Source organism: Agromyces mariniharenae, assembly GCF_008122505.1.
GTDB classification, from domain to species: domain Bacteria; phylum Actinomycetota; class Actinomycetes; order Actinomycetales; family Microbacteriaceae; genus Agromyces; species Agromyces mariniharenae.
In genome coordinates, this window is record NZ_VSSB01000001.1 from 44013 (window position 1) to 68503 (window position 24491).

A 24491-nucleotide genomic window follows, 5' to 3' on the forward strand; every position below is an offset into this window, starting at 1 on the left:
CGAGGTGCGCCGGTCGTGGGTCAGGAGGCCGCGGTGGCGGGCGCGAAGACCGCGATCGCCTCGAGGAACGCGCTCGTCTCGGCCTCGGTGCCCGCGGTCACGCGGAGGCAGCCGGGCAGGCCGATCTCGCGGATCAGGATGCCGCGGTCGAGCAGCGCCTGGAACACGGCGTGCGGGTCGTCGACGCCGCCGAAGAGCACGAAGTTCGATCCGCTGCGATAGGGGTGGAAGCCGAGTCGGGCCAGCTCGGTCGAGATCCGCTCGCGCTGCGCGCGGATCTCGCCGACCATGGCGAGCATCTCGTCCGAGTGCGCCAGGGCGCCGAGCGCGGCGGCCTGCGTCAGCGCCGAGAGGTGGTACGGCAGGCGCACGAGGCGGAGCGCGTCGATGACGGCGGGATCCGCGGCGAGGTAGCCGACCCGCGCGCCCGCGAAGGCGAACGCCTTGCTCATGGTGCGCGACACGAGCAGCCGGGGCCGGCCCTCGAGCAGTGTCAGTGCGCTCGCGGTGCCGGGATCGGCGAACTCGATGTACGCCTCGTCGACCACGACGATGCCGCGCGCGGCATCCGCCACCGCGGTGATGGTCTCGAGGGAGAGCGGCGTGCCCGTGGGGTTGTTCGGTGCGCAGAGCAGCACGATGTCGGGGTCGTGCTCGCGCACCGCGGCCACGGCGGTCTCGGGCGAGAGCTCGAACTCGTCGTCGCGGCCGGCCGTGATCCACTCGGTGCCGGTGCCCGACGCGAGCAGCCCGTACATGGAGTACGTCGGGGCGAAGCCGAGCACGCTGCGACCGGGTCCGCCGAAGGCCTGCAGGATGTGCTGGAGCACCTCGTTCGAGCCGTTCGCCGCCCAGATGCGGTCGATGTCGAGGTCGTGCCCGAGGTAGTCCGCGAGCGCGCGTCGGAGCGCCGTGAACTCGCGGTCGGGATACCGATTGAGGCTGAGGATCGCCGCGGCGACCCGGGCGACGATGTCGTGCGCGACGTCCTCGGGGATCGGATGCGTGTTCTCGTTGACGTTGAGCGCGACCGGGACCGACTTCTGCGGCGCGCCGTAGGGCGTGCGCCCGCGCAGGTCGTCGCGGATGGGCAGGTCGTCGAGGCTCGTCACCCGTCCATGCTAGCCACGGGCTCACGCGCGCCCCGCGGCCGTGACGTCATGGGACGACCGGGAGGGCGAGCCGCTGCCCCGGCTCGACGACCGCGTCGTCGAGGCCGTTGAGGCGGATGATCTCGTCGATGAGGACGCGCGGGTCGCCCTCGGGCGCGAGCGACTCGGCGATGGCCCAGAGCGAGTCGCCCTGGCCGATCGTGACGTACTCGAACGAGGAGGCCGGCGCCGACGAGCCGCCGTCGGCGGCTGCACCACCCGAACCGAGGACGGTGACGAGCGCCCAGACGACGAGCGGCAGGGACGCCAGCGCGGTGAAGACGATGCGCCCCCGGCGCGTGAGTCGGAGCCGCGTCGCCGTGCGCGGTGCCGACTCCACCGTCATCGTGCGGGTCGGGACGATCGCTGCGCTCATGTCACACCTCCTGGACGAGTCGCATCCGACCCTCGGCCGGGAGGGCCGGATGCGAAGCTCTGTTCCGAATATATCTTCGAATGTTCGAAGCTGCAAGCACCCGACTCGCCGGAATGCGCCCGCGGATTCCGCGACACACTCGAACGAATGTTTGCCGCACCGACATCTGCCGGATACAGTTTCGAATGTTCGACCACAGTCGATCAGAGACCACCGACATCCGGTCGCGAGCGGCCGCAACGAGGGGCGGAGACCTTGAGCACCGACATCGACGACGTGCGGGACCAGGGCAGGGCGCGCCGCCGCAAGAGCCTCAGCGCCAAGCAGGTCGCCATCCTCGAGGTCATCCAGCGCTCGGTGTCGAGCCGTGGCTACCCGCCGAGCATGCGCGAGATCGGCGACGCGGTCGGGCTCTCGTCGCTCTCCAGCGTCACGCACCAGCTGAACCAGCTCGAGCTGGCCGGCTACCTGCGTCGCGACCCCAACCGCCCGCGCGCCCTCGAGGTGCTCATCGAGCTGCCCGGTTCGGCCGATCGCGCGCCGTCCGCCGGTGAGCCCATCCCCGTCGGCGACGCCGCGATGGTGCCGCTCGTGGGGCGCATCGCCGCCGGCATCCCCATCACGGCCGAGCAGCAGATCGACGAGGTGTTCCCGCTCCCCCGCCAGCTCGTCGGCAAGGGCGAGCTCTTCATCCTCAAGGTCGTCGGCGACTCCATGATCGACGCCGCCATCTGCGACGGCGACTGGGTCGTCGTGCGCTCACAGCGCACGGCGGAGAACGGCGAGATCGTCGCCGCAATGCTCGACGGCGAGGCGACGGTCAAGGTGTTCCGTCAGCGCGACGGCCATACCTGGCTGCTCCCCCGCAACAGCGCGTTCGAGCCCATCCTCGGCGACCAGGCCGAGGTGCTCGGCAAGGTCGTGGCAGTCCTGCGCACGGTCTGATCCCAGCACCTGAGCCGGTGGCATTCCGGGCTCGCGCCCGATACCGCGACGGATGCCGCGACGGCGCGATCAGGCGGCGGCGACCGCCGCTGCCGGCTGGGGCTGCGGCTTCGCCACCCCGCGCAGCCAGCCGACGACCGTGTCCATGAAGCGGGCGTGGTCATCGCGGAACACGGTGTGGCCCGTACCCTCCACGGTCTCGACGGTCATGCCCTGCCGGCGCAGCTGCGCCGCGACGCGCTCGGTGATGAGCAGGCTCTTCTCCGCGAGCACGACGAGGCTCGGCGCGACGAGCCGCGCCGGCGGCACGAGCGGCCGGGTGTCGGCGAAGCCGAGGATCGTCCGTCGGTCCCAGTCCCGCAGGGTGGCCAGCTCGATGTCGACGTCGGCCGCGCTCCACTTCGGGTTCATGCGCACGAGCGCCGAGCGCCTCGGTCGCGGCGCGACCGCGAAGAACGCCTTGAACGCCCAGCCGCGGATGCCGGTGGGGAACGAGAAGGCCGGGTCGATGTAGATCGCAGCCCGGGGCGCCATGCGGTCGGCGACGAGGCTCGCGACGAGGCCGCCGAGCGAGTGGCCCATGACCACGTCGGGCGGACCGTCGACCAGCGGCGTCAGCGTCTCGACGACGTCGTCCGCCCAGGCGGCCGGCGAGTACCGGCGTGCACGCGGGCTGCGCCCGTGCCCGGCCAGGTCGACCGCGAGCACGCGGAAGCCGTGCTCGTGCAGTTCAGCGGTGACGCGGTGCCAGGCTCGCGAATCCGACATGATGCCGTGGATGAGCACGGCGGTCTTCGTGCCGCTGCCGGATTCGTTCACTGCGAGACGCATGCGCCGACCGTACGCGACGCACCTGTGGAATCCCCCGACGACGGCCGAGGGGTTGCCACGAGCCCGTCGGTGTGCGTGCGAGACGACGAGGGGCGGATGCCGCGAGCCCGCGGCATCCGCCCCCTTCGTCGATGCCGACTACTCGGCCAGCACGGGCTCCGCGAGCTCGGCGCGCACCGCGCGCGTCGCCTCGATGATGTGCTCGAGCGAGGCGACCGTCTCGTCGTAGCCGCGCGTCTTCAGGCCGCAGTCGGGGTTGACCCACAGCTTCGACGCGGGGATCTCGGCGACGGCCCGCTCGAGGAGCGCCTGCACCTCGGCGGCGCTCGGCACGCGCGGCGAGTGGATGTCGTAGACGCCCGGCCCGATGCCGTGGTCGAAGCCGCTCGACGACAGGTCGTCGACGACCTCCATGCGGCTGCGCGCGGCCTCGATCGACGTGACGTCGGCGTCGAGGTTGCGGATCGCGTCGATCACCACGCCGAACTCCGAGTAGCAGAGGTGCGTGTGCACCTGGGTCGCCGACGCCGCGCCGCCCGTGGCCAGGCGGAACGAGCCGACCGACCAGTCGAGGTACGCCGGCTGGTCGGCGAGCTTCAGCGGCAGGAGCTCGCGCAGCGCGGGCTCGTCGACCTGGATCACGCGGATGCCGGCCTGCTCGAGGTCGGCGATCTCGTCGCGCAGGGCGAGCGCGACCTGGCGGGCGGTGTCGCCGAGCGGCTGGTCGTCGCGCACGAACGACCACGCCAGGATCGTCACGGGCCCGGTGAGCATGCCCTTCACGGGCTTCTCGGTGAGCGACTGCGCGTGCGTCGACCACTCGACCGTCATGGGAGCAGGGCGCGAGACGTCGCCCCACAGGATCGACGGACGCGTGCAGCGCGAGCCATAGGACTGCACCCAGCCGTGCTGCGTCACGGCGAAGCCGTCGAGCAGCTCGGCGAAGTACTGCACCATGTCGTTGCGCTCGGGCTCGCCGTGCACGAGCACGTCGAGGCCGAGGTCCTCCTGCAGGCGGATGACGCGTTCGATCTCGTCGCGCATGAGCGCACGGTACTCGGCATCCGTCAGCTCGGCCTTCACGAGCCGGGCGCGAGCACGGCGGATGTCGGCCGTCTGCGGGAACGAGCCGATCGTCGTGGTCGGCAGCTCGGGCAGCTCGAGGGCCTCCTGCGCCGCCACGCGCTCGTCGTACGCCGCGCGGGTGAAGTCGCGATCGGCGAGGGCGTCGAGGCGGTGGCGCACGGCGGGCACGCGCACGCCCGGCGCGCCCGCGCGGTCGGCCAGGGCAGCGGATGCCGCGTCGAGCTCGGTCGCGATCGCGTCGCGTCCCTCGGCGAGGCCGCGCGCGAGCGTCGCGACCTGCGCGACCTTCTGGTCGGCGAACGCGAGCCAGCTCACGAGGCGCGGGTCGAGCAGCGTCTCGTCGTCGACGTCGTGCGGCACGTGCAGCAGCGACGTGGAGGTCGACACCGCGACATCGCCCGAGCGCGAGCGCAGCGCGTCGGCGCGCTCGAACGCGTGCGCGAGGTCGCCGCGCCAGATGTTGTGACCGTCGATGACGCCCGCGACGAGCGTCTTCGCGGCGAGCGACTCCTCGGTCGCCGGGTCGAGCTGCTCGGGCGCGGTGCCGCGCACGAGGTCGAACGAGATCGCCTCGACGGGGGCGGCGGCGAGAGCCGGCAGCGCGTCGTCGAGTGCGCCGTAGGGCGCGGCCACGAAGATCGCGGGACGCTCTTCGGCAGTGCCGAGGGCGTCGTAGGCGCGGCCGATCGCGTCGAGGACGCGCTCGCGGGGCTCGTCGATGCTCTCGCTCACGAGCGCCGGCTCGTCGAGCTGGACCCAGGCGGCGCCGGCGGCGGCGAGCTCGGCCAGGAGTGCGGCGTAGACGGGCACGAGCTCGTCGAGGCGGTCGAGCGGGCGGAAGCCCTCGGGCGCGCCGTCGGCTGCCTTCGCGAGCAGGAGGAACGTGACCGGGCCGACGATGACGGGGCGGGTCAGGAACCCGGCCGCCCTGGCCTCGGCGAACTCGGCGAGGATGCGGTCGGCGTGCAGCGCGAAGGCGGTGTCGGGGCCGATCTCGGGCACCAGGTAGTGGTAGTTCGAGTCGAACCACTTCGTCATCTCGAGCGGGGCGTCCTCGCCCTCGCCGCGGGCGATGGTGAAGTACCCGGCGAGGTCGACCCGGCCGGCCTCGTCCTGCAGGCGGTGGAAGCGCTCGGGCACGGCGCCGACGGCGATCGCGGCGTCGAGCACCTGGTCGTAGTACGAGAACGACTCGGGGATCGACGAGTCGTCGCGCCCGAGGCCGAGCGACGCGAGCCGCTCCCTGGTCGCTGCCCGGAGCTCCGCCGAGGCGGCCTCGAGCTCGGCGGCGTCGATCGTGCCGGTCCAGAAGGCCTCGACGGCCTTCTTCAGCTCGCGGCGGCGGCCGATGCGCGGGTAGCCCAGGATCGTGCCGGTGGGGAAGGCGTGTGCGGTCATCGTTCTGTGGTGTTCCTCTCGTTGACGAGTCGGTCGTGGGGGCCGAGGCCGAGGCGGTCGACGACGTCGAGCACGGCTTCGTGGCGGTTGAAGGTGTACAGGTGCAGGCCGGGTGCGCCGCCGTCGAGCACGTCGGCGGCGAGCCGGGTGGCGAAGTCGATGCCGATCTCGACCTGCGCGGCGGCGTCGGGCTCGATCTCGAGGTCGATCGCGAGCGACGCGGGCGGCTCGACGCCCGTGAGCTCGGTGAGCCGCGCGAGCCGGGCGGGCGTGGTGACCGGCATGATGCCCGGGAGGATCGGGATGGTCACGCCGCCTGCCCGGGCCCGTTCGACGAACCCGAGGTAGTCGTCGGCGTGCCAGAAGAGCTGGGTGATCGCGAGGTTCGCGCCGGCGATCTCCTTCGCGAGCAGCGTGTCCACGTCCTGCGCGGCGCCACGCGAGCGCGGATGCCCCGTGGGGAACGCCGCCACGGCCACGCGCTCGGGCCGCGGCCGCTCGCCGATCTGCGTCACGCCGGGCAGGCCGGGGATGCCGACCTGCGCGAACGGCTCCCGCTCCTCCTGCACGCGGTGGATGAGCTGCACGAGCTCGGCGGCGCTGTCGAGGTCGCCGATGCCCTCGTCGGAGTCGGCGCCCACCGGTGGGTCCCCCCGGAGCGCGAGGAAGCTCGTGATGCCGGCGTCCAGGAACTCGCGCACGAGGCGGTTCGCCTCCGCGTGCGAGGAGCCGACGCACGTGAGGTGCGCCATGGGCTCGACGTCGGTGTTCTCGAGCATGTAGCGGAGCACCGTGAGCGAGCGGTCGCGCGACGTGCCGCCCGCGCCGAACGTCACCGAGATGAACGCGGGGTCCGCCTCGGCGAGGCGGTCGATGGTGCGCCCCAGGGCGAGCGCCGCGGCATCCGATCGCGGCGGATACAGCTCGAACGAGACCGGCGTGCGGGGCCGACAGTCGGCGCCGCCGGCGTCCTGTCCGGTCTCTGCCATGGTGCTCCTGCGTGGCGGGGCCGTGTCGTCGAGGAATGCACGGCAGGCCGCGTCCCCCGGCCGTACTCGGCGGGTGGGTGTCGCGGGCGGGTGCCGGGCTCGGCGGTCGCTCCAGGTGCCCGGCATCCGGCCGTGCACCGACGATCACCAGCGACGATACGCCTGGGATCCCTCGAAATGGGCACTATGACGCGACGTGACGCCCCGAAACGGGACGATCGGCACACCCGGGGTCGGGTGCGCCGATCGTGTCGAGCGCTCAGCTCGCCCGTCAGGCGGGCACGGATGCCGCGTCGAACTCCGCGAGCTGGGCGGCCTGCTCGGGCGACGCGAGCGCCGTGATGCGGGTGCCGTCCTCGACGTACTCCACCGAGAGCACGCGGCCCGTCTCGTGCAGCGTGGAGACCACGTCGCCGCGGTCGTACGGCACGAGCAGGTCGACCTGCACGGCGGGGTCGGGCAGCATCCGCCCGATCGCCTCGAGCACGTCGGCGACGCCCGCGCCCGTGCGCGCCGACGCGAACACGGCGTTCGGCTCGAGACCGCGCAGCACGAGGCGATCCTCGGGCGTGATGAGGTCGGCCTTGTTGAATACCACGAGCTCGGGCACGTCGCGCGCGCCCACCTCGCCGATCACGTCGCGCACGGTGGCGATCTGGCCGGCCGGGTCGGGGTGCGCCGCGTCGACGACGTGCACGATCAGGTCGGCGTCGCCGACCTCCTCGAGCGTCGAGCGGAACGCCTCGACGAGCTGGTGCGGCAGGTTGCGCACGAACCCGACGGTGTCGGCGATCGTGTAGACGCGGCCGTCGGCCGTGGTGTTGCGGCGAACGGTGGCGTCGAGGGTCGCGAACAGGGCGTTCTCGACGAGCACGCCCGCGCCCGTGATGCGGTTGAGCAGGCTCGACTTGCCGGCGTTCGTGTACCCGGCGATCGCGACCGACGGCACGGCGTTGCGGCGGCGGTTGGCCCGCTTCGCCTCGCGCGCGGGCTTCATGCCGACGATCTGCCGGCGCAGCTTCGCCATGCGCGAGTGGATGCGGCGTCGATCGAGCTCGATCTTCGTCTCACCGGGTCCACGCGAACCCATGCCCGCACCCGCGCCGCCGACCTGGCCACCGGCCTGCCGGGACATCGACTCACCCCAGCCGCGCAGGCGCGGGAGGAGGTACTCGAGCTGCGCGAGCTCGACCTGGGCCTTGCCCTCGCGGCTCTTCGCGTGCTGGCTGAAGATGTCGAGGATCGTCGCGGTGCGGTCGATGACCTTGACCTTCACGACGTCCTCCAGCGCACGCCGCTGGCTGGGCGCGAGCTCGGTGTCGGCGATCACGGTGTCGGCGCCGAGCGCGGCGACGATGTGCCGCAGCTCCTCCGCCTTGCCGCTGCCGAGGTACGTGCTGGGGTCGGGGTGCGGACGACGCTGGAGCAGCCCGTCGAGCACCCGCGCGCCCGCGGTCTCGGCGAGGGCGGCGAGCTCGCGGAGCGAGTTCTCCGCGTCCTCCTGCGATCCCTGCGAGTACACGCCGATGAGCACGACGTTCTCGAGTCGCAGCTGCCGGTACTCGACCTCGGTGACGTCCTCGAGCTCGGTGGAGAGCCCGCTGACGCGACGGAGCGCCGCGCGCTCCTCGCGGTCGTACTGCTCGCCGTCGGCCGTGTCGGCGCCCGCGGCATCCGACCAGTCCTTCTGGATCGCCGACGCCTCGGCGGCGCCGAATCGCGCCACGCCCGCGCGGGTCTCCGCGCTGCGCAGCACGCGCTCGACGGCGTCGTCGGCGGTGCTTCGCTCTGCTTCGTTCATCGATTCCACCCTACTTCTCTCAGTCCTCGTGTCGTGCGATAGCTTGCTTGCATGGGCTCCGACCACTACTTCTCCCCTGCCCCTCGGAGCGATTCCACCGTCCGCACCATCCGTGCCCGGCTGGCCGGACGCGAGCTCGAACTCGTGACGTCCGCCGGCGTCTTCAGCCCCGAGCACCTCGACAAGGGGACGCGCGTGCTGCTCGACGCGGTGCCCGAGCCGCCCGCTGCGGGCCACCTGCTCGACCTCGGCGCCGGATGGGGCCCGATCGCGGTGAGCCTCGCGCTGCAGTCGCCGGATGCCACGGTCTGGGCGGTCGACGTCAACGAACGTGCGCTCGACCTCGTGCGGCGGAACTGTCAGCGGCTCTCCATATCGAATGTCAACGCCGTGGTGCCCGACGATGTTCCCGCGCAGGTGCGATTCGCGCAGATCGTCTCGAATCCGCCGATCCGCGTGGGCACGGCCGAGCTGCACGCGATGCTCGGACGGTGGCTGCCGCGCCTCGAGTCCGACGCCGCCGCGTGGCTCGTGGTCGCGAAGCACCTGGGCGCCGATTCGCTGCAGCGCTGGGTCGGGACCGACCTCGGGTTCGACGTCGAGCGGTCGGCGAACTCGAAGGGGTTCCGGGTGCTCGAGGTGCGGCACGCGGCCGGCGCGTGAGCGGTCAGCGAGCCGCGGCGAGCCCGCGGGTCAGCCGAGGCTGAGGACGCCGTCGAAGACGAGCTCGGCCGGCCCGGCCAGTGCGACGTGCTCGCCGTCGTGGGCCTGGAACATCCGCACGCCGAGCACCCCGCCGGGCACGTGCACGCGCCAGTCGTTCGGCGCGCCCTCGCCCGCCCAGTGCCGCACGGCGAGGGCGGATGCCACGGCGCCCGTGCCGCACGAGAGCGTCTCGCCCGAGCCGCGCTCGTGCACGCGCATGCGGACGCGCCCGATGCCGTCCTCGACGAGCGGCTCCGCCGGCACGACGAACTCGATGTTGGCGCCCGCCTCGGGGACCGGGTCGAGGATCGGCTGGTAGGCGAGGTCGATCGCCTCGAGCTCGTCGTCGTCGGCGAGGGCCACCACGACGTGCGGGTTGCCGACGTCGATGCCGAGGCCCGGCCGCGCGACGGGCAGCTCCTTCGCGCGCACGAGCGGCTCGCCGCCGGCGAGGCGCCACGGGCCGAGGTCGGCCTGGAACCCGGTCGCCGTGCGGCTCACGGTGCGGACGCCCGCGCGTGTGCCGATCGCGATCGACTCGCCCGGGGGCAGCTCGGCGAGGCCCTGGTCGAGGAGGTAGCTCGTGAAGACCCGGATGCCGTTGCCGCACATCTCGGAGACCGTGCCGTCGGCGTTCCAGTAGTCCATGAACCAGACGGCGTCGGGGTCGGCGGCGAGGGCCGCGGCGCCGTCGTCGAGGTTGCTCGATCGCACGGCGCGGATGACGCCGTCGGCGCCGACGCCGAACCGGCGATCGCAGATCGCGGCGATCTGCGTGGGCGTGAGCTCGGTGTCGCCCTCGGGGTCGCTGAAGAGCACGAAGTCGTTGCCGGTGCCCTGCCCCTTGGTGAATCGCAGATCGAAGGACATTCGATCAGTCTAGGGCCGCCCGGCGGGCCGGCTCCGCGCCGCGCCCGTCGCCGCAGCCGCCACCAGCGCCGCCGCGAACACCCCCGCCGTGGCCGCGACGCTCGCGAATCCCGCGGCCTGGAGGAGGATGCCCGACGCAGCTCCCCCACCTGCTGCGGCCAGCCCCATGCCGACCTCCCCCCAGCCCTCTCGCCGGAGTCGGACCCGCTCTGCCGCGTCACGCGCGAGCACCGTGCTGCCAGCGACGAGTGCGAGGTTCCACCCGGCGCCGATCACCACGACCGAGACGGCGACGCCCGGCAGCGAGTGCGGGACCGACGCGGCCATGAGCGACGCCGCACCGAGCGCGACGGCGCTCACCGCGGCCACCCGCTCGGCGCCCCACCGGCCGACGAGCAGCCCCGAGAGCGGGGACGGCGCGAACATGGCCGCGATGTGCGCCGAGATGAGGAGGCCGACCGTGCCGAGGTCGGCATGGAGGTGCTCGAGATGCACCGGCACCACCGTCATCACGATCACCATCACGATGTTCGCGAGCGACAGGATGCCGACGCCGAGGATCGTGTCCCGTCGTGTCGTTCGCCCGCCGCCCGTCATACGTCCACCATCGGCCGAGATCGCACCCCGGGCCGGCGCGGTCCCTCCCGCCGGCGGAGCCATCGAGCGGGCCGCACTCGGGACGCGCGGAGCGCTGGCCACGAACGCGCCGGCGGCCACGGCGAATCCGAGGGCGCCGAGCGCGAAGCAGCCGGCGAGCGGCGGCATCCCCATCGCCTGCCCCGCGACATCGCTCGGAGCCAGCAGGAGCGGCCCGATGACGGCGCCGACGGAGGTTGCGACGAGGAGTCGCGTGAGCGCCCGCACGCGATGCTCGGTCGTCGCCCGCTCCGCCGCCGCGTAACGGCTCAGCATCACGGCGGCATTGCCGGCACCGAACACCAGGCTTCCGAGCAGCATCGGCCCGATGGCGCCGACGATCGCCGACCACACCACGACGGCGGCCCCGATCGCCGCGAGGGCGGCCCCCGCCGCCAACGCCGGCGACCGTCCGCCCCGTCGGGAGGCCCGGCTGATGGCGAGCGCGGCGAGGGCCGTGCCGATCACGAGCATGGCCTGCGGCCACCCGGCGAACCACGCCTCGCCGCCGAGACGGACGGCGAGCAGTCCAGCGGCCGACCCCGCGACGGAGTTCGCGAGCGCTCCCACGGCGGCGCCGATCGGAAGGAAGGGGGTGCGGGCGCTCAGCCGATCGGTCGTGGCCCTGGTCGGGGCGGATTCCGTGGTCATGCGGATCATGCTAGGAATGGCGGCGAGCGCTCTGAATGGCCATCGAGCATCCACTCTCCCTGATTCGCTCGCATTCGGAACGCGAAGGGAGTGATCCGCATTGCGTGCGTACGAACCCGATGACACCGACTGGGCGATCCTCCACGAGCTGCAGCTCGACGCCCGGATCTCCTTCAACGAACTCGGCCGGCGGATCCACCTCTCCCCGCCCTCCGTCGCCGAACGCGTGCGTCGCCTCGAGGGGCACGGCATCCTCACCGGTTACGCGGCGCACGTCGATCCGGCCGCGGTCGGCCAGGACGTGACCGCCTACATCAACCTGCGGTGCGATCCCGGACGCTGCCTCCTGAAGACCGCCGATCCGGAGGAGTTCCCCGAGGTCGTCGAGATCCACAAGCTGGCCGGACGCCACTGCACGATGCTGCGCGTTCGCGTCGCGTCGATCGCGCATTTCGAGGGGCTCGTCGAGCGCATCGGAACGCACGGCCCGCTCGAGACGACGATGGTCATGTCGACCCCGTTCACGCGGCGGGAGGTGCGCCCGGCTCCGCCCCGCCGACCGGTCACGACCGGGGACGCATGGTGGCAGGCGAAGGATGCCTCGGGCGACGCCTGATCGCGCCGGCACATCCGCCCATCCCGAGACGACATCGGGACATCCTGCTCAGTCCAGGGTCGCTTGACGGGCGAGTTCCGCGCCTCGCTCGACGACGTCGTCGCCGTCGATCGTGGTCGCGTCCGCGTAGCGGCGGAACCAGCCGACCTGCCGCCGGGCGTAGGTGCGGGTGAGCTGCTGCGTCTCGGCGACGGCCTCGTCCCGCGACATCCGCCCGTGCAGCTCGGCGAGCGCCTGGGCGTAGCCGATCGCCTTGCGTGCGGTGACGCCGCGCTCGAGTCCCAGCGGCACGAGCGCCTCCACCTCGTCGACGAGCCCGTCGCGCCACATGCGCTCGACCCGGGCGTCGAGGCGCTCGACGAGGCGCCCGCGGTCGCTGCGGAGGTGCACGATGCGGTGCGGCCCCCACGGGGTGGGCTCGTCGGGCAGGCGCGCGGCCTTCGGCTCCCCCGTCAGCTCGATGACCTCGAGCGCGCGCACGATCCGGCGCCCGTTCTGGGCGTCGACGCTCGCGGCGGTCTCGGCGTCGATGGCCCGCAAACGAGCGTGCAGCAGGCCCGGCCCGAGCTCGGCGAGCTCGGCTTCGAGTCGCGCGCGGATCGCGGCATCCGTGCCCGGGAACCGGAAGTCGTGGATCACGGACGACACGTAGAGGCCCGAGCCGCCGACGAGCAGGGCGACGCCGTCGCGCGCGACGATGTCGTCGATGGTCGCGCGCGCGTCGGGCTGGTAGGCGGCGACGGAAGCCTCCTGCGTGACGTCGAGCACGTCGAGCAGGTGGTGCGGCACCCCGCGTCGCTCGCCGGGCGGCAGCTTCGCCGTGCCGATGTCCATGCCGCGGTACAGCTGCATCGCGTCGGCGTTCACGACCTCGGCGACCCGGCCGACACGCGCGAACGCCTCGGCGAGGTCGAGCGCGAAGTCGGACTTGCCGGTGCCGGTGGCGCCGACGATCGCGATGAGGGTCACGTCAGCGCTGGGCGTCGGTGGGGTCGTAGATCGGCATGGTGCCGACGCCGGGCGCGACGAGCGGCTCGGTGCCGCGGGCGCGGAGCACGGGCAGCCCGAGCGAGACCTTGCCTGCGGCGGATGCCCCGGGAGCCGCCGGCACGCCGCAGCTCTCGGCCTGCGCCCGGTCCCACGCGTCGCCCGCGCGCGTGCGGCGGATGCGCAGCGGCGCGTCGTCGAGCGAGTCGGCGAGCAGGTGGAACGGCGCCGCCTGCGTGATCGTGACCGAGACGACGTCGCCCGGCCGAGGCAGCTCGGAGCCCGCCGGGACCTCGAAGTGCACGAGTCGGCTGTCCTCGGCACGACCGCTCAGGCGGTGCGTCTCGGCGTCCTTCTTGCCGTCGCCCGTGGAGACGAGCACCTCGACGGCGCGGCCCACGAGTCGCTGGTTCTCCTCCCAGGAGATCCGCTCCTGCAGCGCGGTGAGGCGCTCATAGCGCTCCTGCACGACCTCCTTCGGCACCTGGTCGTCCATGGTCGCGGCGGGCGTCCCGGGGCGGATCGAGTACTGGAACGTGAACGCGGACGCGAAGCGTGCCGCCTCGACCACGCGGAGGGTCTCCTCGAAGTCCTCCTCGGTCTCGCCTGGGAAGCCCACGATGATGTCGGTCGAGATCGCCGCGTTCGGGATCTTCGCACGCACGCGGTCGAGGATGCCGAGGAACTTCTCGGAGCGGTAGGAGCGCCGCATCGCCTTCAGGATGCGGTCGGACCCCGACTGCAGGGGCATATGCAGCTGGGGCATGACCGACGGCGTCTCGGCCATCGCGTCGATGACGTCGTCGGTGAAGGCGGCGGGGTGCGGGCTCGTGAAGCGGATGCGCTCGAGGCCCTCGATCCGGCCGGCGGCCCGAAGCAGCTTGCCGAACGCCTGCCGGTCGCCGAACTCGACGCCGTAGGAGTTCACGTTCTGGCCGAGGAGGGTGACCTCGACCGCGCCATCGTCGACGAGCGCCTGGATCTCGGCGAGGATCTCGCCGGGCCGGCGGTCCTTTTCCTTGCCGCGCAGGGCGGGCACGATGCAGAACGTGCAGGTGTTGTTGCAGCCGACCGAGATCGAGACCCAGCCGCTGTAGGTGGAGTCGCGCTTGGTGGGCAGCGTCGAGGGGAACACCTCCAGCGCGTCGAGGATCTCGAGCTGCGCCTCGTCGTTGTGGCGGGCCCGCTCCAGCAGGCTCGGGAGCGAGCCCATGTTGTGGGTGCCGAAGACCACGTCGACCCAGGGCGCCTTCTCGAGGATGACGTTCTTGTCCTTCTGGGCGAGGCAGCCGCCGACGGCGATCTGCATGCCGGCATGGCGGCGCTTGACGCCCGCGAGGTGGCCGAGGTTGCCGTACAGCTTGTTGTCGGCGTTCTCGCGCACGGCGCAGGTGTTGATGACGACGACGTCGGGCTCGGCGCCGTCGGCGGGGACGTACCCGGCGGCCTCGAGCGAACCGCTCAGCCGCTCGGAGTCGTGCACGTTCATCTGGCAGCCGAAGGTGCGGACCTCGTAGGTGCGCGGCGTCGTGGCCGGTTCGACGGCCTCGACGGTCGGGGCCTCGTGAAGGGTGCTCATGATCGCACCAGTCTACGAGCCCTCGGCTGACAGCGCCGCCGTCACCACCTCGCGCACCATCTCGCCCGGATACCCGCGCCGCTGCAGGAACGCCGACAGTCGACGCTCGGCCGTCTGCCGGTCGAGCCCGGCCAGTTGGCGTGCCCGCCGCTCGGCGACGGCGTAGGCGTTGCGGCGCTCCACCTCGGGATCGAGCTCCTCGACCGCCGCCCGGGCCGCGGACGCGTCGACGCCGCGCCGCGCGAGCTCCTGCAGGATCGCGCCGCTCCCCCGGCCCCGGCGCGCGCCGTTGACGTGGACGAGCTGCTCGGCGAGGCGGGCGTCGTCGAGGTAGCCGAGCCGCTCGTAGCGCTCTATCCAGTCCTCGATCTCGACGTCGTCGAGCCCGTGCTCGGCGAGCACCGAGCGCACCTCGGCGACCGACAGCGCCGATCGCCGCAGTCGCGACACGACCAGGCGGTCGATGCGCTCGTCGCGCTCAGGACCCGTCTCGTCGGGATCGTCGTCGACGACCGTGAACCGCGCCCGTCGGCGTGCTGCACGCCGATCCTCGGATCGCGTGCGATCACGACGTTCGGCTCGCCCGTGTTCACCGCGATCGGCCCGGTCGGCGGGATGCTCCCCCTGAGCGGCTTCGTCGAGCTCGTCCGGCTCGTCGTTCGGCACGTCGGACCACGGCTCGGCCGCCGGCTCGTCGGCGATATCGTCGGGCTTCGCCCACCGCTCGGCGGCGACCTCGCCCGGCTTCGCCCACGGCAGGTACGAGACCGGGGCGAGGTGCTCGGATGCGTCGCTCATCTGGTTCCCCTCCCCGGTCTCGGCTGCTCGGACTGTGCGGTGGTCGCTCAGGCGCCCTTGCGCCCGAGCTTGGCCTCGATGGACTCGACGTTGGACGGCGCGGCCTGCGCGCCGCCGACCTGCTGGCCGATGCCGAGCTTCACGAGGATCTTCTTCTCGATGTCGGCGGCGATGTCGGGGTTCTGGAGGAGGAACGTGCGTGCATTCTCCTTGCCCTGCCCGAGCTGGTCGCCGTCGTAGGTGTACCAGGCGCCCGACTTCTTCACGATGGCCTGGTCGACGCCGTAGTCGATGAGGCTGCCCTCGCGGGAGATGCCGACGCCGTAGAGGATGTCGAACTCGGCCTGCTTGAAGGGCGGCGCCATCTTGTTCTTGACGACCTTGACACGCGTGCGGTTGCCCACGGCCTCGCTGCCGTCTTTCAGCGTCTCGATGCGGCGGATGTCGAGGCGCACCGAGGCGTAGAACTTCAGCGCCTTGCCGCCCGCGGTGGTCTCGGGGCTGCCGAAGAACACGCCGATCTTCTCGCGGAGCTGGTTGATGAAGATCGCGGTGGTCTTCGTCTGGTTCAGACCGCCCGTGAGCTTGCGGAGCGCCTGGGACATGAGGCGGGCCTGGAGGCCGACGTGCGAGTCGCCCATCTCGCCCTCGATCTCGGCGCGGGGCACGAGCGCCGCGACCGAGTCGATGACGACGAGGTCGATCGAGCCCGAGCGGATGAGCATGTCGGCGATCTCGAGCGCCTGCTCACCGGTGTCGGGCTGCGAGACGAGCAGCGAGTCGATGTCGACGCCGAGCTTCTTGGCGTAGTCGGGATCGAGGGCGTGCTCGGCGTCGATGAACGCCGCGATGCCGCCGGCGCGCTGCACGTTGGCGATCGCGTGGAGCGTGAGCGTGGTCTTGCCCGAGGACTCGGGACCGTAGATCTCGATGATGCGGCCGCGGGGAAGCCCGCCGACGCCGAGCGCCACGTCGAGCGCGATCGACCCGGTGGGGATGACCTCGACGGGAGCGCGCTCCTCGCTGCCGAGGCGCATGACCGACCCCTTGCCGAACTGGCGGTCGATCTGCGCGAGTGCCGTCTCGAGTGCTTTCTCGCGGTCTGCAGGTGATGGCATTGCTGGCTCCTTCGATGCTCGATGCTGCTGCCTCTAGGCTGTCGTTCCACGTGCGGGCCGTGACCTGCGACGTCTCGCGACAAGGCGGTTGCGGTGTGTTCCGACGCATCGACCGTATGGCCGCCCACCGACATCCGGAGCCCCGAGGAGACGGATGTGGAGGGACGCGTCGTTCCTCCTGCTGTCGAGGACGAGCCTATCCGAGCATCCGAACGGATGTTCGAAGGCACGCCCGCGTGTCGAACACGTCTTCGGGCCGTCTCCTGCGACCCGCCGGCGACACCTGGCAAGCCGAAACGGGCCGCCTGGAGTCAGCCCTCCGCGGGCTCGCGGAGGCCGACGCCGTGCCGGCGCGAGGGCGGGACATCCGTCGCCTCGCACAGGGCGTGCCAGACCTCGCGGGCGGGTACGCCGGCCGCGAGCGCCTCACGCGCCGTGCGATCGCCGACGCCCGAGAGCACGAGGTCGTTGACGACGACGTTGCCGTACGCGGGACCGAACTCGTCGTCGACCGCGATCTGGAACTCGCTGAGCTTCATCGGACCCCTCCGGAACTCCGGGAACTCCCCCGGACACGCGATCGGCCGGTCCGAAGACCGGCCGATCGGGTTGGAACGTGCGTGATCAGCGGACCATCATGTCCGCATCGAACTCCGCCACGAGCTCGTCGGGGAGGCTGTCGGGAACGGTAGCCAGACCCTCGAGGACCGCGATGCGGTCGCCGACCTCGTGCATGATGACGGAGATGGGCGTGTCGAGCGCCTCGGCGACCGACGCGAGGATCTCGGACGAGGCCTCCTTCTGGCCACGCTCCACCTCGCTCAGGTAACCGAGCGCGACGCTCGCCTTCGACGCGACCTGCCGGAGCGTGCGCCCCTTCTGCAGACGGAAGTCCCTCAGCACGTCGCCGATCTCTTGTCGAACCAGAACCATCGGAACCTCCTTCTCTCTGCCCTGCGACTCCGCCGGAGCCGGAATGGGAGCGTCAGTCTACACTGACTCTCCGTACCCTCTAACCTAGCGTCGCACACTGTGGCTTCGGTGTGAACTCGACACTTGTAACAGGGTGTTCACGAACGTTATTCCGCCCTCCCAGCGGTCTCAGGGTCGCCGGTTCGGCGAGTCCTCGATCGCCGCGATGGCCGACGTCGCCACGAGCTTCGGCGACGCCTCGAGCCGGGCTCGACGTCGCTTCAGCCAGAGTCCGGTCGTGATGATCAGGGCGAGGGTGGCGTACGCCGCGATCGCGAAGGGACTGTGCACGAGGTAGGCGACGTCGCCCTGGCTGATGGCCATGGCCTTGCGCAGCTGCTCCTCCGCCATCGGCCCGAGGATGCCGCCCACGACCATCGGCGCGATCGGGTACCCGTACCGTCGCATGAGGAATCCGACCACCCCGATCACCAGCAGGATCAGGACGTCGACCACGTTGAAGTGGAGGGCGTAGGCGCCGAGGCCCGCGAAGGCGAGGATGCCGGCGTAGAGGTACGGCCGCGGGATTCGCAGCACCTTCACCCACATCCCGACGAGCGGCAGGTTGAGCACGAGCAGCAGGACGTTGCCGATGTAGAGGCTGGCGATCAGCGCCCACACGAGGCCCGGCTGGTTCTCGAACAGCAACGGGCCCGGCCGGATGCCGTACGACTGGAACGCGGACAGGATGATCGCGGCCGTGGCGGTGGTCGGCAGGCCGAGGGTCAGCAGCGGCACGAGGACGCCCGCAGCGGCCGCGTTGTTCGCGGACTCGGGTCCGGCCACCCCCTCGATCGCGCCGCGTCCGAACTCCGCGCGAGCGGGTCCCTTCGCGAGCCGCCGCTCGGTCGCATAGGAAAGGAAGGTCGCGACATCCGCCCCGCCGGCCGGGATGGTGCCGATCGGGAAGCCGATCGCCGTCCCCCGGAGCCACGGCCGCCAGGACCTGCGCAGGTCGGCGCGCGTGAGCCAGGTGCGCCAGCCGCGCGTGACGGGGATCACGTTCACCGGCCCGTGGCGGAGGCGGGACGCGACGTAGAGCGTCTCGCCGAGCGCGAAGAGGCCGACGGCGATGAGCACCACGTCGATGCCGTCGGCCAGGGCCGGGATGCCGAACGTGTAGCGCTGCTGTCCGGAGAGCACCTCCGTGCCCACCAGCCCGAGCAGGAGCCCGAGCCCCAGCGACACCAGGCCTCGCGGGACGCTCGAGCCGAGCAGCGCGCCCACGGTGAGGAACGCCACGACGATGAGGGCGAAGTAGTCGGCCGGGCCGAGTTGCACGGCGACGCTTGCGATGGTCGGCGCGAGGAACGTGAGCAGTACGGTGGCCACGGTCCCCGCGACGAACGAGCCGATGGCCGCGGTCGCGAGCGCGGCGGCGCCGCGCCCGGCCTTCGCCATCCGGTTCCCCTCGAGCGCGGTGACGATGGAGGCGGACTCGCCCGGCGTGTTCAGGAGGATCGAGGTGGTCGAGCCCCCGTACATGCCGCCGTAGTAGATGCCGGCGAAGAGGATCAGCGCGCCCGTCGGGTCGAGCGAGTAGGTCAGGGGCAGCAGCAGCGCCACCGTCATGGCCGGCCCGATCCCGGGCAGCACGCCGACGGCGGTGCCGACGAAGACGCCGAAGAAGGCGTACAGCAGGTACTGCGGCTGGAGTGCGGTCGCGAAGCCCTCGAGCAGGGCGTTGAGGCTATCCATGGAGCACCGGGATCCAGTCGAGGAGCGGGCCGGCGGGGAGCGAGAGCCCGAGCCAGGCGCCGAAGACGAGTTGCGTGAGGAGCCCGAGTCCGAGCCCGCTGGGAGCGGCCACCCACCACCGCTTCGCCCCGAGCGCGAGCGCGGCTCCGGTGAAGAGGACCGCGACGGCGATCGGCCAGCCGGCCAGCTCGATGAGGACGAGCTGCGAGAGGAGGCACAGGACGAGCAGCAGGACGGTGCGCCAGTCGGTCTTCGCGGCCGGGTCGACGTCCTCCTCCTCCTCGGGGAGCCCGCGATGTCCGCGGGCGATCGCGACGATCACGGCCACGGATGCCGCGAGCAGGAGGGTGCCGACGAAGTAGGGGAAGAACCGGGGGCCGAGCACGCTCGACGACCCCGGCGGGACGCGGATGGAGCCGGCGGCGACGACCGCGTACACCCCGAGCGCCGCACACACCGCGGCGAAGGCGACCTCGCCGACGATCCCGCACCGATCGCCGGGGACCGCCGCTCCGCCGTCCGGGGCCGCCGAGGGGCCCCCCGGCGCCGAGGCGCCGGGGGGTCCCGCGTGGCGATCGGTCATCGTGCGACCAGGCCGATCGACTCGAGCGTCGTCGTCACCTGGCCGATGTTCCCGTCCAGGAACGAGGCGAACTCGTCGCCGATGAGGAAGGCGTCCGCCCAGCCGCGCTCCTCGAGCGTGGACTGCCAGCTCTCGGAGTCGTGCAGCCCGGTGACGAGGTCCTGCAGCGCCTGCACCTCCGCATCGGTGAGCCCCGACGGTGCGAGCAGCCCGCGCCAGTTGGTGAGCTCGACGTCGTAGCCCTCCTCGGCAAGGGTCGGGACGTCGGGCAGGACCTCCGACCGCTCCGCCCCCGACACGGCGAGGGCGCGCAGCTCGCCGGCCTCGACCTGCTCGGCGAACTCGCCGACACCCGAGATGCCGGCGTTCACGGTGTTGCCGAGCAGCATCGTCACGGCCTCCCCACCGCCGGCGTTGGGGATGTAGTTCAGGGTGGACGGGATCTCATCCGGGGCCACGCCGGCCTCGGTCAGGAGCATGCCGGCGAGGATGTGGTCGGCGCCTCCGGCCGAGCCGCCCGTGACCGAGATCGCGGCGCCCTCGTCGACGATCGCGTCGACGAGGTCCTCCGTCGTCTCGTACTCCGATGACGCGGGCACCACGATCACGAGCGGTTCCTCAGTGAGCTTCGCGACCGGGGTCAGGTCCTCGATGCGCACGTCGGACGCGTTGGTCTCGACCGCGCCGACCATGACGAGCCCGGTGACCATGAGCGTCGCCGCATCGCGTTCGTTCGCGAGCGCCGCGAGGCCGATGGTGCCGCCGGCGCCCGGAATGTTCTCGACCGGCGCCGAGCCCACGAGGTCCTCGGCGACGAGCGCCTCCGAGGCGGCACGCGCGGTCTGGTCCCAGCCGCCACCCGGATCGGCGGGGGCGATGAGGTTGACGGACTCGAGGGCGACGGGGGCCTCACCCGCGTCGTCGGCGCCGGCGTCGGTCGGTGCGCAGCCGGCTGCGCCGATGGCCAGCACGATGCCGGCCGTCGCGAGGCCCGCCGTGCGGGCGAAGCGACGGGCAGGGCTGGTGGGGGTGGCCGCAGGGTGCGGCCGGAACGGTGATCGCAAAGACTCCTCCTCGAGTGCGCCGGCGTCGTCGCCGGTCCGAACGATCCGGTGGCTCAGACGGTAGGGCGCGGCATCCGACCTCGGAATGCTGCGGTCGTAAGGGTCGTATCGGTCGTATCGGTCGTTTCGGTCGCAATGGTCACGGCGCAGGTCGGCCCCGCCTCTGCCCGATCGGGCACACTGTTGGGGTGAGCCGGTCGATGTCGCTGCGCACGCAGTTGCTGCTGCTGCAGGTCGCCATCGTGCTCACGACCGTGATCGGCACGGGCGTCACCGCCGGATGGCTGCAGGAGCGGCAGCTGCGGGACGCGTACGAGGACCGCATGATCGCGGTCGCGCAGTCGGTCGCCGGCCTCCCCGCGATCACGGACGCCTTCGACGACGCGACGCCGTCCGAGGCGATCCAGCCCATCGCCGAGGTGGTGCGGCGCGCCTCGGACGTCACCTACGTCGTCGTCGCGAACGACGACGGCATCCGCTACTCCCACCCGAACCCGGCCCGGATCGGCGAGCGGGTTTCCACCGATCCGTCCATCCCCCTGGCGGGCGAGATCTACGTCGGCACCCAGACGGGCACCCTCGGCGAGTCCTGGCGCGTCAAGGTGCCGATCTTCGCGGAGGACGGCGCCGTCATGGGCCAGGTCTCGGTGGGCATCCTCGAGTCGGAGCTCCGCGAGGACTTCCTCGGCGGCCTGCCCGGCCTGCTGATCGCGCTCGGCGTCGCGTCGGTCGTCGGCGTGGTCGGCTCCGCGTGGATCGCACGATTGATCCGCCGCCGGATCTACGGCCTCGAACCCGACGAGATCCGGGGGCTCCTCGAGACCCGGGAGGCGATGCTGCACGGCATCCGCGAAGGGCTGGTGGCCGTCGACGACCGCGGACGCATCGTCCTCGTGAACGACGCTGCAGCGCGCCTGCTCGACATCGACGATGCGGCCGCCACGCTCGGACGGCCCGTCGACGACGTGCTCGACTCGGAGCTCGCCGGGTTCATCACGACCGGGCACGACGTCGAGACCGCCGTCCTGTCGGGCGAGCGGGTGCTGCTCGTGCACGGGGATCGCATGCTGGTCGAGGGTCGCGACGTCGGCTCGATCGCGATCCTGCGCGATCGCACCGAGCTGGAGACGACGCTCCGCGAGCTCGAGGGCGCCCAGAGCCTCGCGGAGGACCTCAGGGCGGCCTCGCACGAGTTCGCCAACACGCTGCACGTCCTCAGCGGGCTGCTCGAGCTCGGGCACGTCGACGCTGCGCGCGCGTTCATCGACCGCGTCGGCTCGGGCGGCGCGATCTCCACCGTCGACGGCCAGGACGGGATCGACGAGGTGGAGCTCGCCGCGCTCCTGCTCGCCAAGCGGTCCCGGGCACAGGAGCTCGGCATCACGCTCACCGTCGCGTCGTCGTCGCGACTGGCGGCGGCTCCGCCCGACGCCCCGCGCGGCGACCTGCTCACGGTCGTCGGCAACCTGCTCGACAACGCGATCGAGGCGACCCTGCTCGGCGGCAACGTGAGCCTCGAGGTCCGTGACGACCTGGAGCCGGGACACGTCGTGGTGCGCGTCGACGACGACGGTCCGGGCATCCCCGCCGACCGCCGACGTGCCATCTTCGATGCCGACGTCAGCGACAAGGCGCCCGTTCCCGGCAAGGCCAGGCGGGGCATCGGGCTGACGATCGTGAAGCGCGTCGCCGAGCGACTCGGCGGCCAGGCGACCGCGGGGCGCTCCCCCGCCGGCGGCGCGGCGTTCACCGTGCGGCTGCCGTGGGCCGCCGCGCCCGCCGCCCACCGAGCGGAGCGGTCGGAGAGCCGCGTGTGACGGGCATCCGGGTCGTCATCGTCGACGACGACTTCGCCGTCGCCGACGTTCATCGCGGCTTCGTCGACGCCATCGACGGCTTCACCGTCGTCGCCGTCGCCCACACGGGGTCGGAGGCCCTGGCTGCGATCGAAGCGCACCACCCCGACCTCGTGCTGCTCGACGTCTACCTTCCCGACCAGAGCGGCCTGGACGTGCTCCGCCAGCTCAGGGCGGCCGACGATCGCGTGGAGGTCATCGCGGTGACGGCCGCCCGCGACCTCGACTCCGTGCGCACGGCTCGCCTCCTCGGCGTGCGCCACTACCTCGTGAAGCCCTTCACCGGGGCGGTGCTCGCCGAACGCCTCGAGGAGGTGCGGCGCGGCATCACGGCCGACCGCGGTGCGGCGGCGGCGCCCCTCGACCAGCGCGCCGTCGACCGGATGCTCGGCACAGCAGGTCCCGAGCGGCGTGCGCCGCTGCCGAAAGGCCTCTCGCGGCCCAGCCTCGATCGGGTCGCCGCTGCGCTCGCCGGCCTCGAGGGGGACGCCTCAGCCGCCGAGGTCGCCGCTGCCCTCGGGATGTCGCGGGTCAGTGCCCGCCGCTACCTCGAGCACCTCGTCGAGCTCGGCGCCGCCGAGGTGTCGCCGCGGTACGGATCGGCGGGACGGCCGGAGAACCGCTACCGCCGGCCCGGCCGTCGCCCCTGAGCCGCCCCTAGGCGAGGCGCGCGAGCGCGAGGCGAAGGGCCGCCTCGACGGTCGCCGCACGGATGGCCGCCCGGTCGCCCGTCAGCGCCAGGGCCATCGACTCCGACGGCCCGAGGCCCGACACCGCGACGAAGGCCGTCCCCGGCTCGTGACCGTCCTGCTGGTCGGGTCCGGCCACGCCCGTCGTCGCCAGGCCGAGATCCGCCGGACGGCCGTCCACCGCGCACGCGTGACGGACGCCGTCCGCCATCGCCCGCGCGACGTCGGGATCGACGGCTCCGCGCTCGTCGAGCAACCGCTCGTCCACCCCGAGGAGGGCCGACTTGAGCGGCGTCGCGTAGGCGACGACGCCCCCGTTCAGCGCCACGGATGCACCGGGCACCGCGACGATCGCCGCCGTGAGGAGGCCACCCGTCAGCGACTCGGCGACGGCGAGCGTGAGCCCTCGACGCGTGAGCTCCGCCACGAGCGCGACCGCGTCGGCTGCGGGTTCGGGCGGCGGCGGCATCCGCTCATCGACCATCGGCGTCGCTTCGATGCTCCCGGTTCAGGCGCACCGCGTCGCGCACGTAGAGCAGGCCGGACCAGACCGTGAGCACGAGCGCGATCGCCATGAGCACGGCGTTGACCCACGCCATCCACTCGCCGAGCAGTGCGGGCAGCGGCGCCAGTGCGAACGAGATCGCGATCGACTGGGCGAGCGTCTTGAGCTTGCCGCCCGACGAGGCGGGGACCACGTTGCCGCGGCCGAGCTCGACGAAGCGCCAGATCGTGATGCCGACCTCGCGCACGACGATGAGCCCGGTGACCCACCACGGCACCTCGCCGAGGATCGAGAGGCAGACCAGCGCACCGCTCGTGAGCAGCTTGTCGGCGATGGGGTCGAGGATCTTGCCGAGGTCGGTGACCTGCCCGCGGCTGCGCGCGAGGTAGCCGTCGAGGCCGTCGGTCGAGATCGCGACGACGAAGAGCGCGGTGGCGATCCAGCGGAGGGCGCCGCCCTCGCCGGCGTCGGCCAGCAGCAGCCAGAAGAACACGGGTGCGAGCAGGATCCGCACCACCGTGATCGCGTTGGGAAGGTTCCAGTTGGCCGAGCGCGCCGGGCTGCCGGCGGAGGAGGTCATAGGGCCA

General features: G+C 72.3%; 24 protein-coding genes. 5 read left to right on the forward strand and 19 right to left on the reverse strand.

The features are described 5' to 3' along the window. Window positions 1–20: 20 nt before the first annotated feature. Window positions 21–1112, reverse strand: a complete 1092-nt coding sequence (locus FYC51_RS00180; protein ID WP_148731641.1) for a histidinol-phosphate transaminase — start codon at window positions 1110–1112, stop codon at window positions 21–23. A 46-nt stretch (window positions 1113–1158) separates the two neighbouring features. Next, entirely contained in the window at window positions 1159–1527 is a 369-nt protein-coding gene (locus tag FYC51_RS00185) for a LysM peptidoglycan-binding domain-containing protein (protein ID WP_238476146.1), read from the reverse strand. Window positions 1528–1794: 267 nt separating this feature from the next. On the opposite strand from FYC51_RS00185, the gene lexA reads away from it, so the two are divergent. Then, entirely contained in the window at window positions 1795–2472 is a 678-nt protein-coding gene (gene lexA, locus FYC51_RS00190; protein ID WP_238476327.1) for a transcriptional repressor LexA, read from the forward strand. A 69-nt stretch (window positions 2473–2541) separates the two neighbouring features. Here the strand turns inward: lexA and FYC51_RS00195 are convergent, their stop codons facing one another. The 4 genes from FYC51_RS00195 to hflX all read right to left on the reverse strand — a co-directional run bounded on the left by FYC51_RS00195 (window position 2542) and on the right by hflX (window position 8577). Next, window positions 2542–3303 (reverse strand): alpha/beta fold hydrolase, encoded by a 762-nt coding sequence (locus FYC51_RS00195; protein ID WP_148731644.1) that lies wholly within the window; start codon window positions 3301–3303, stop codon window positions 2542–2544. A gap of 138 nt (window positions 3304–3441) precedes the next feature. Beyond that, complete coding sequence (metE, locus tag FYC51_RS00200) at window positions 3442–5787, reverse strand: 5-methyltetrahydropteroyltriglutamate--homocysteine S-methyltransferase (RefSeq protein ID WP_148731645.1); 2346 nt, start codon at window positions 5785–5787, stop codon at window positions 3442–3444. Continuing rightward, window positions 5784–6776, reverse strand: coding sequence for a methylenetetrahydrofolate reductase (locus tag FYC51_RS00205; protein WP_148731647.1), 993 nt, complete (start codon window positions 6774–6776; stop codon window positions 5784–5786). The genes metE and FYC51_RS00205 overlap by 4 nt, the downstream gene beginning before the upstream one ends. 271 nt (window positions 6777–7047) lie before the next feature. Next, window positions 7048–8577, reverse strand: coding sequence for a GTPase HflX (gene hflX, locus FYC51_RS00210; protein WP_148731648.1), 1530 nt, complete (start codon window positions 8575–8577; stop codon window positions 7048–7050). 51 nt (window positions 8578–8628) lie between these two features. Here hflX and FYC51_RS00215 point away from each other — a divergent pair, with 51 nt between their 5' ends. After that, window positions 8629–9240, forward strand: a complete 612-nt coding sequence (locus FYC51_RS00215) for a class I SAM-dependent methyltransferase (RefSeq protein WP_148731650.1) — start codon at window positions 8629–8631, stop codon at window positions 9238–9240. 30 nt (window positions 9241–9270) lie between these two features. On the opposite strand, the gene dapF is transcribed toward FYC51_RS00215, so the two are convergent. Beyond that, the gene (dapF, locus tag FYC51_RS00220) at window positions 9271–10152 is read right to left on the reverse strand and encodes a diaminopimelate epimerase (protein WP_148731652.1); all 882 of its coding nucleotides are present in this window, start codon (window positions 10150–10152) and stop codon (window positions 9271–9273) included. A 9-nt stretch (window positions 10153–10161) separates the two neighbouring features. Then, window positions 10162–11439: an MFS transporter gene (locus FYC51_RS00225; RefSeq protein WP_148731654.1), complete on the reverse strand. Its 1278-nt coding sequence runs from the start codon at window positions 11437–11439 to the stop codon at window positions 10162–10164. A 100-nt stretch (window positions 11440–11539) separates the two neighbouring features. Here FYC51_RS00225 and FYC51_RS19705 point away from each other — a divergent pair, with 100 nt between their 5' ends. Beyond that, entirely contained in the window at window positions 11540–12055 is a 516-nt protein-coding gene (locus FYC51_RS19705; RefSeq protein ID WP_148731656.1) for an Lrp/AsnC family transcriptional regulator, read from the forward strand. A gap of 48 nt (window positions 12056–12103) precedes the next feature. Here FYC51_RS19705 and miaA read toward each other — a convergent pair whose 3' ends face one another. From miaA to FYC51_RS00275, 9 genes are all read right to left on the reverse strand, one after another. After that, a complete protein-coding gene (gene miaA / locus FYC51_RS00235) occupies window positions 12104–13024 on the reverse strand; it encodes a tRNA (adenosine(37)-N6)-dimethylallyltransferase MiaA (RefSeq protein WP_148731658.1) in 921 nt (306 codons plus the stop codon). A gap of 1 nt (window position 13025) precedes the next feature. Then, on the reverse strand, window positions 13026–14621 hold the full coding sequence (gene miaB, locus FYC51_RS00240; protein ID WP_148731659.1) for a tRNA (N6-isopentenyl adenosine(37)-C2)-methylthiotransferase MiaB: 1596 nt from the start codon (window positions 14619–14621) through the stop codon (window positions 13026–13028). Window positions 14622–14633: 12 nt separating this feature from the next. Further along, window positions 14634–15419, reverse strand: coding sequence for a regulatory protein RecX (locus FYC51_RS00245; protein ID WP_148731661.1), 786 nt, complete (start codon window positions 15417–15419; stop codon window positions 14634–14636). A 47-nt stretch (window positions 15420–15466) separates the two neighbouring features. After that, window positions 15467–16537: a recombinase RecA gene (gene recA, locus FYC51_RS00250; protein ID WP_148731663.1), complete on the reverse strand. Its 1071-nt coding sequence runs from the start codon at window positions 16535–16537 to the stop codon at window positions 15467–15469. Between the two features lie 311 nt (window positions 16538–16848). Continuing rightward, window positions 16849–17076 carry a DUF3046 domain-containing protein gene (locus FYC51_RS00255; protein WP_148731664.1) on the reverse strand — a complete coding sequence of 76 codons (228 nt, stop codon included), beginning with the start codon at window positions 17074–17076 and terminating at the stop codon, window positions 16849–16851. Between the two features lie 85 nt (window positions 17077–17161). Further along, window positions 17162–17470, reverse strand: coding sequence for a helix-turn-helix domain-containing protein (locus tag FYC51_RS00260; RefSeq protein ID WP_148731666.1), 309 nt, complete (start codon window positions 17468–17470; stop codon window positions 17162–17164). A gap of 168 nt (window positions 17471–17638) precedes the next feature. Further along, entirely contained in the window at window positions 17639–19207 is a 1569-nt protein-coding gene (locus tag FYC51_RS00265) for a tripartite tricarboxylate transporter permease (RefSeq protein ID WP_148731667.1), read from the reverse strand. Further along, window positions 19200–19664 carry a tripartite tricarboxylate transporter TctB family protein gene (locus tag FYC51_RS00270; RefSeq protein WP_238476147.1) on the reverse strand — a complete coding sequence of 155 codons (465 nt, stop codon included), beginning with the start codon at window positions 19662–19664 and terminating at the stop codon, window positions 19200–19202. Before FYC51_RS00270 ends, FYC51_RS00265 begins: the two co-directional genes overlap by 8 nt. Window positions 19665–19786: 122 nt before the next feature. Next, window positions 19787–20854, reverse strand: a complete 1068-nt coding sequence (locus FYC51_RS00275; RefSeq protein WP_238476148.1) for a Bug family tripartite tricarboxylate transporter substrate binding protein — start codon at window positions 20852–20854, stop codon at window positions 19787–19789. 188 nt (window positions 20855–21042) lie between these two features. On the opposite strand from FYC51_RS00275, the gene FYC51_RS00280 reads away from it, so the two are divergent. Together FYC51_RS00280 and FYC51_RS00285 are read left to right on the forward strand one after the other, a co-directional pair. After that, window positions 21043–22671: an ATP-binding protein gene (locus FYC51_RS00280; RefSeq protein ID WP_238476149.1), complete on the forward strand. Its 1629-nt coding sequence runs from the start codon at window positions 21043–21045 to the stop codon at window positions 22669–22671. Then, window positions 22668–23360 carry a response regulator gene (locus FYC51_RS00285; protein WP_148731670.1) on the forward strand — a complete coding sequence of 231 codons (693 nt, stop codon included), beginning with the start codon at window positions 22668–22670 and terminating at the stop codon, window positions 23358–23360. Before FYC51_RS00280 ends, FYC51_RS00285 begins: the two co-directional genes overlap by 4 nt. Before the next feature lie 7 nt (window positions 23361–23367). On the opposite strand, the gene FYC51_RS00290 is transcribed toward FYC51_RS00285, so the two are convergent. Both FYC51_RS00290 and pgsA read right to left on the reverse strand, forming a co-directional pair. Further along, complete coding sequence (locus tag FYC51_RS00290; protein ID WP_238476150.1) at window positions 23368–23883, reverse strand: CinA family protein; 516 nt, start codon at window positions 23881–23883, stop codon at window positions 23368–23370. Then, window positions 23873–24484 (reverse strand): CDP-diacylglycerol--glycerol-3-phosphate 3-phosphatidyltransferase, encoded by a 612-nt coding sequence (gene pgsA / locus FYC51_RS00295; RefSeq protein WP_148731672.1) that lies wholly within the window; start codon window positions 24482–24484, stop codon window positions 23873–23875. The genes FYC51_RS00290 and pgsA overlap by 11 nt, the downstream gene beginning before the upstream one ends. Window positions 24485–24491: the final 7 nt, after the last annotated feature.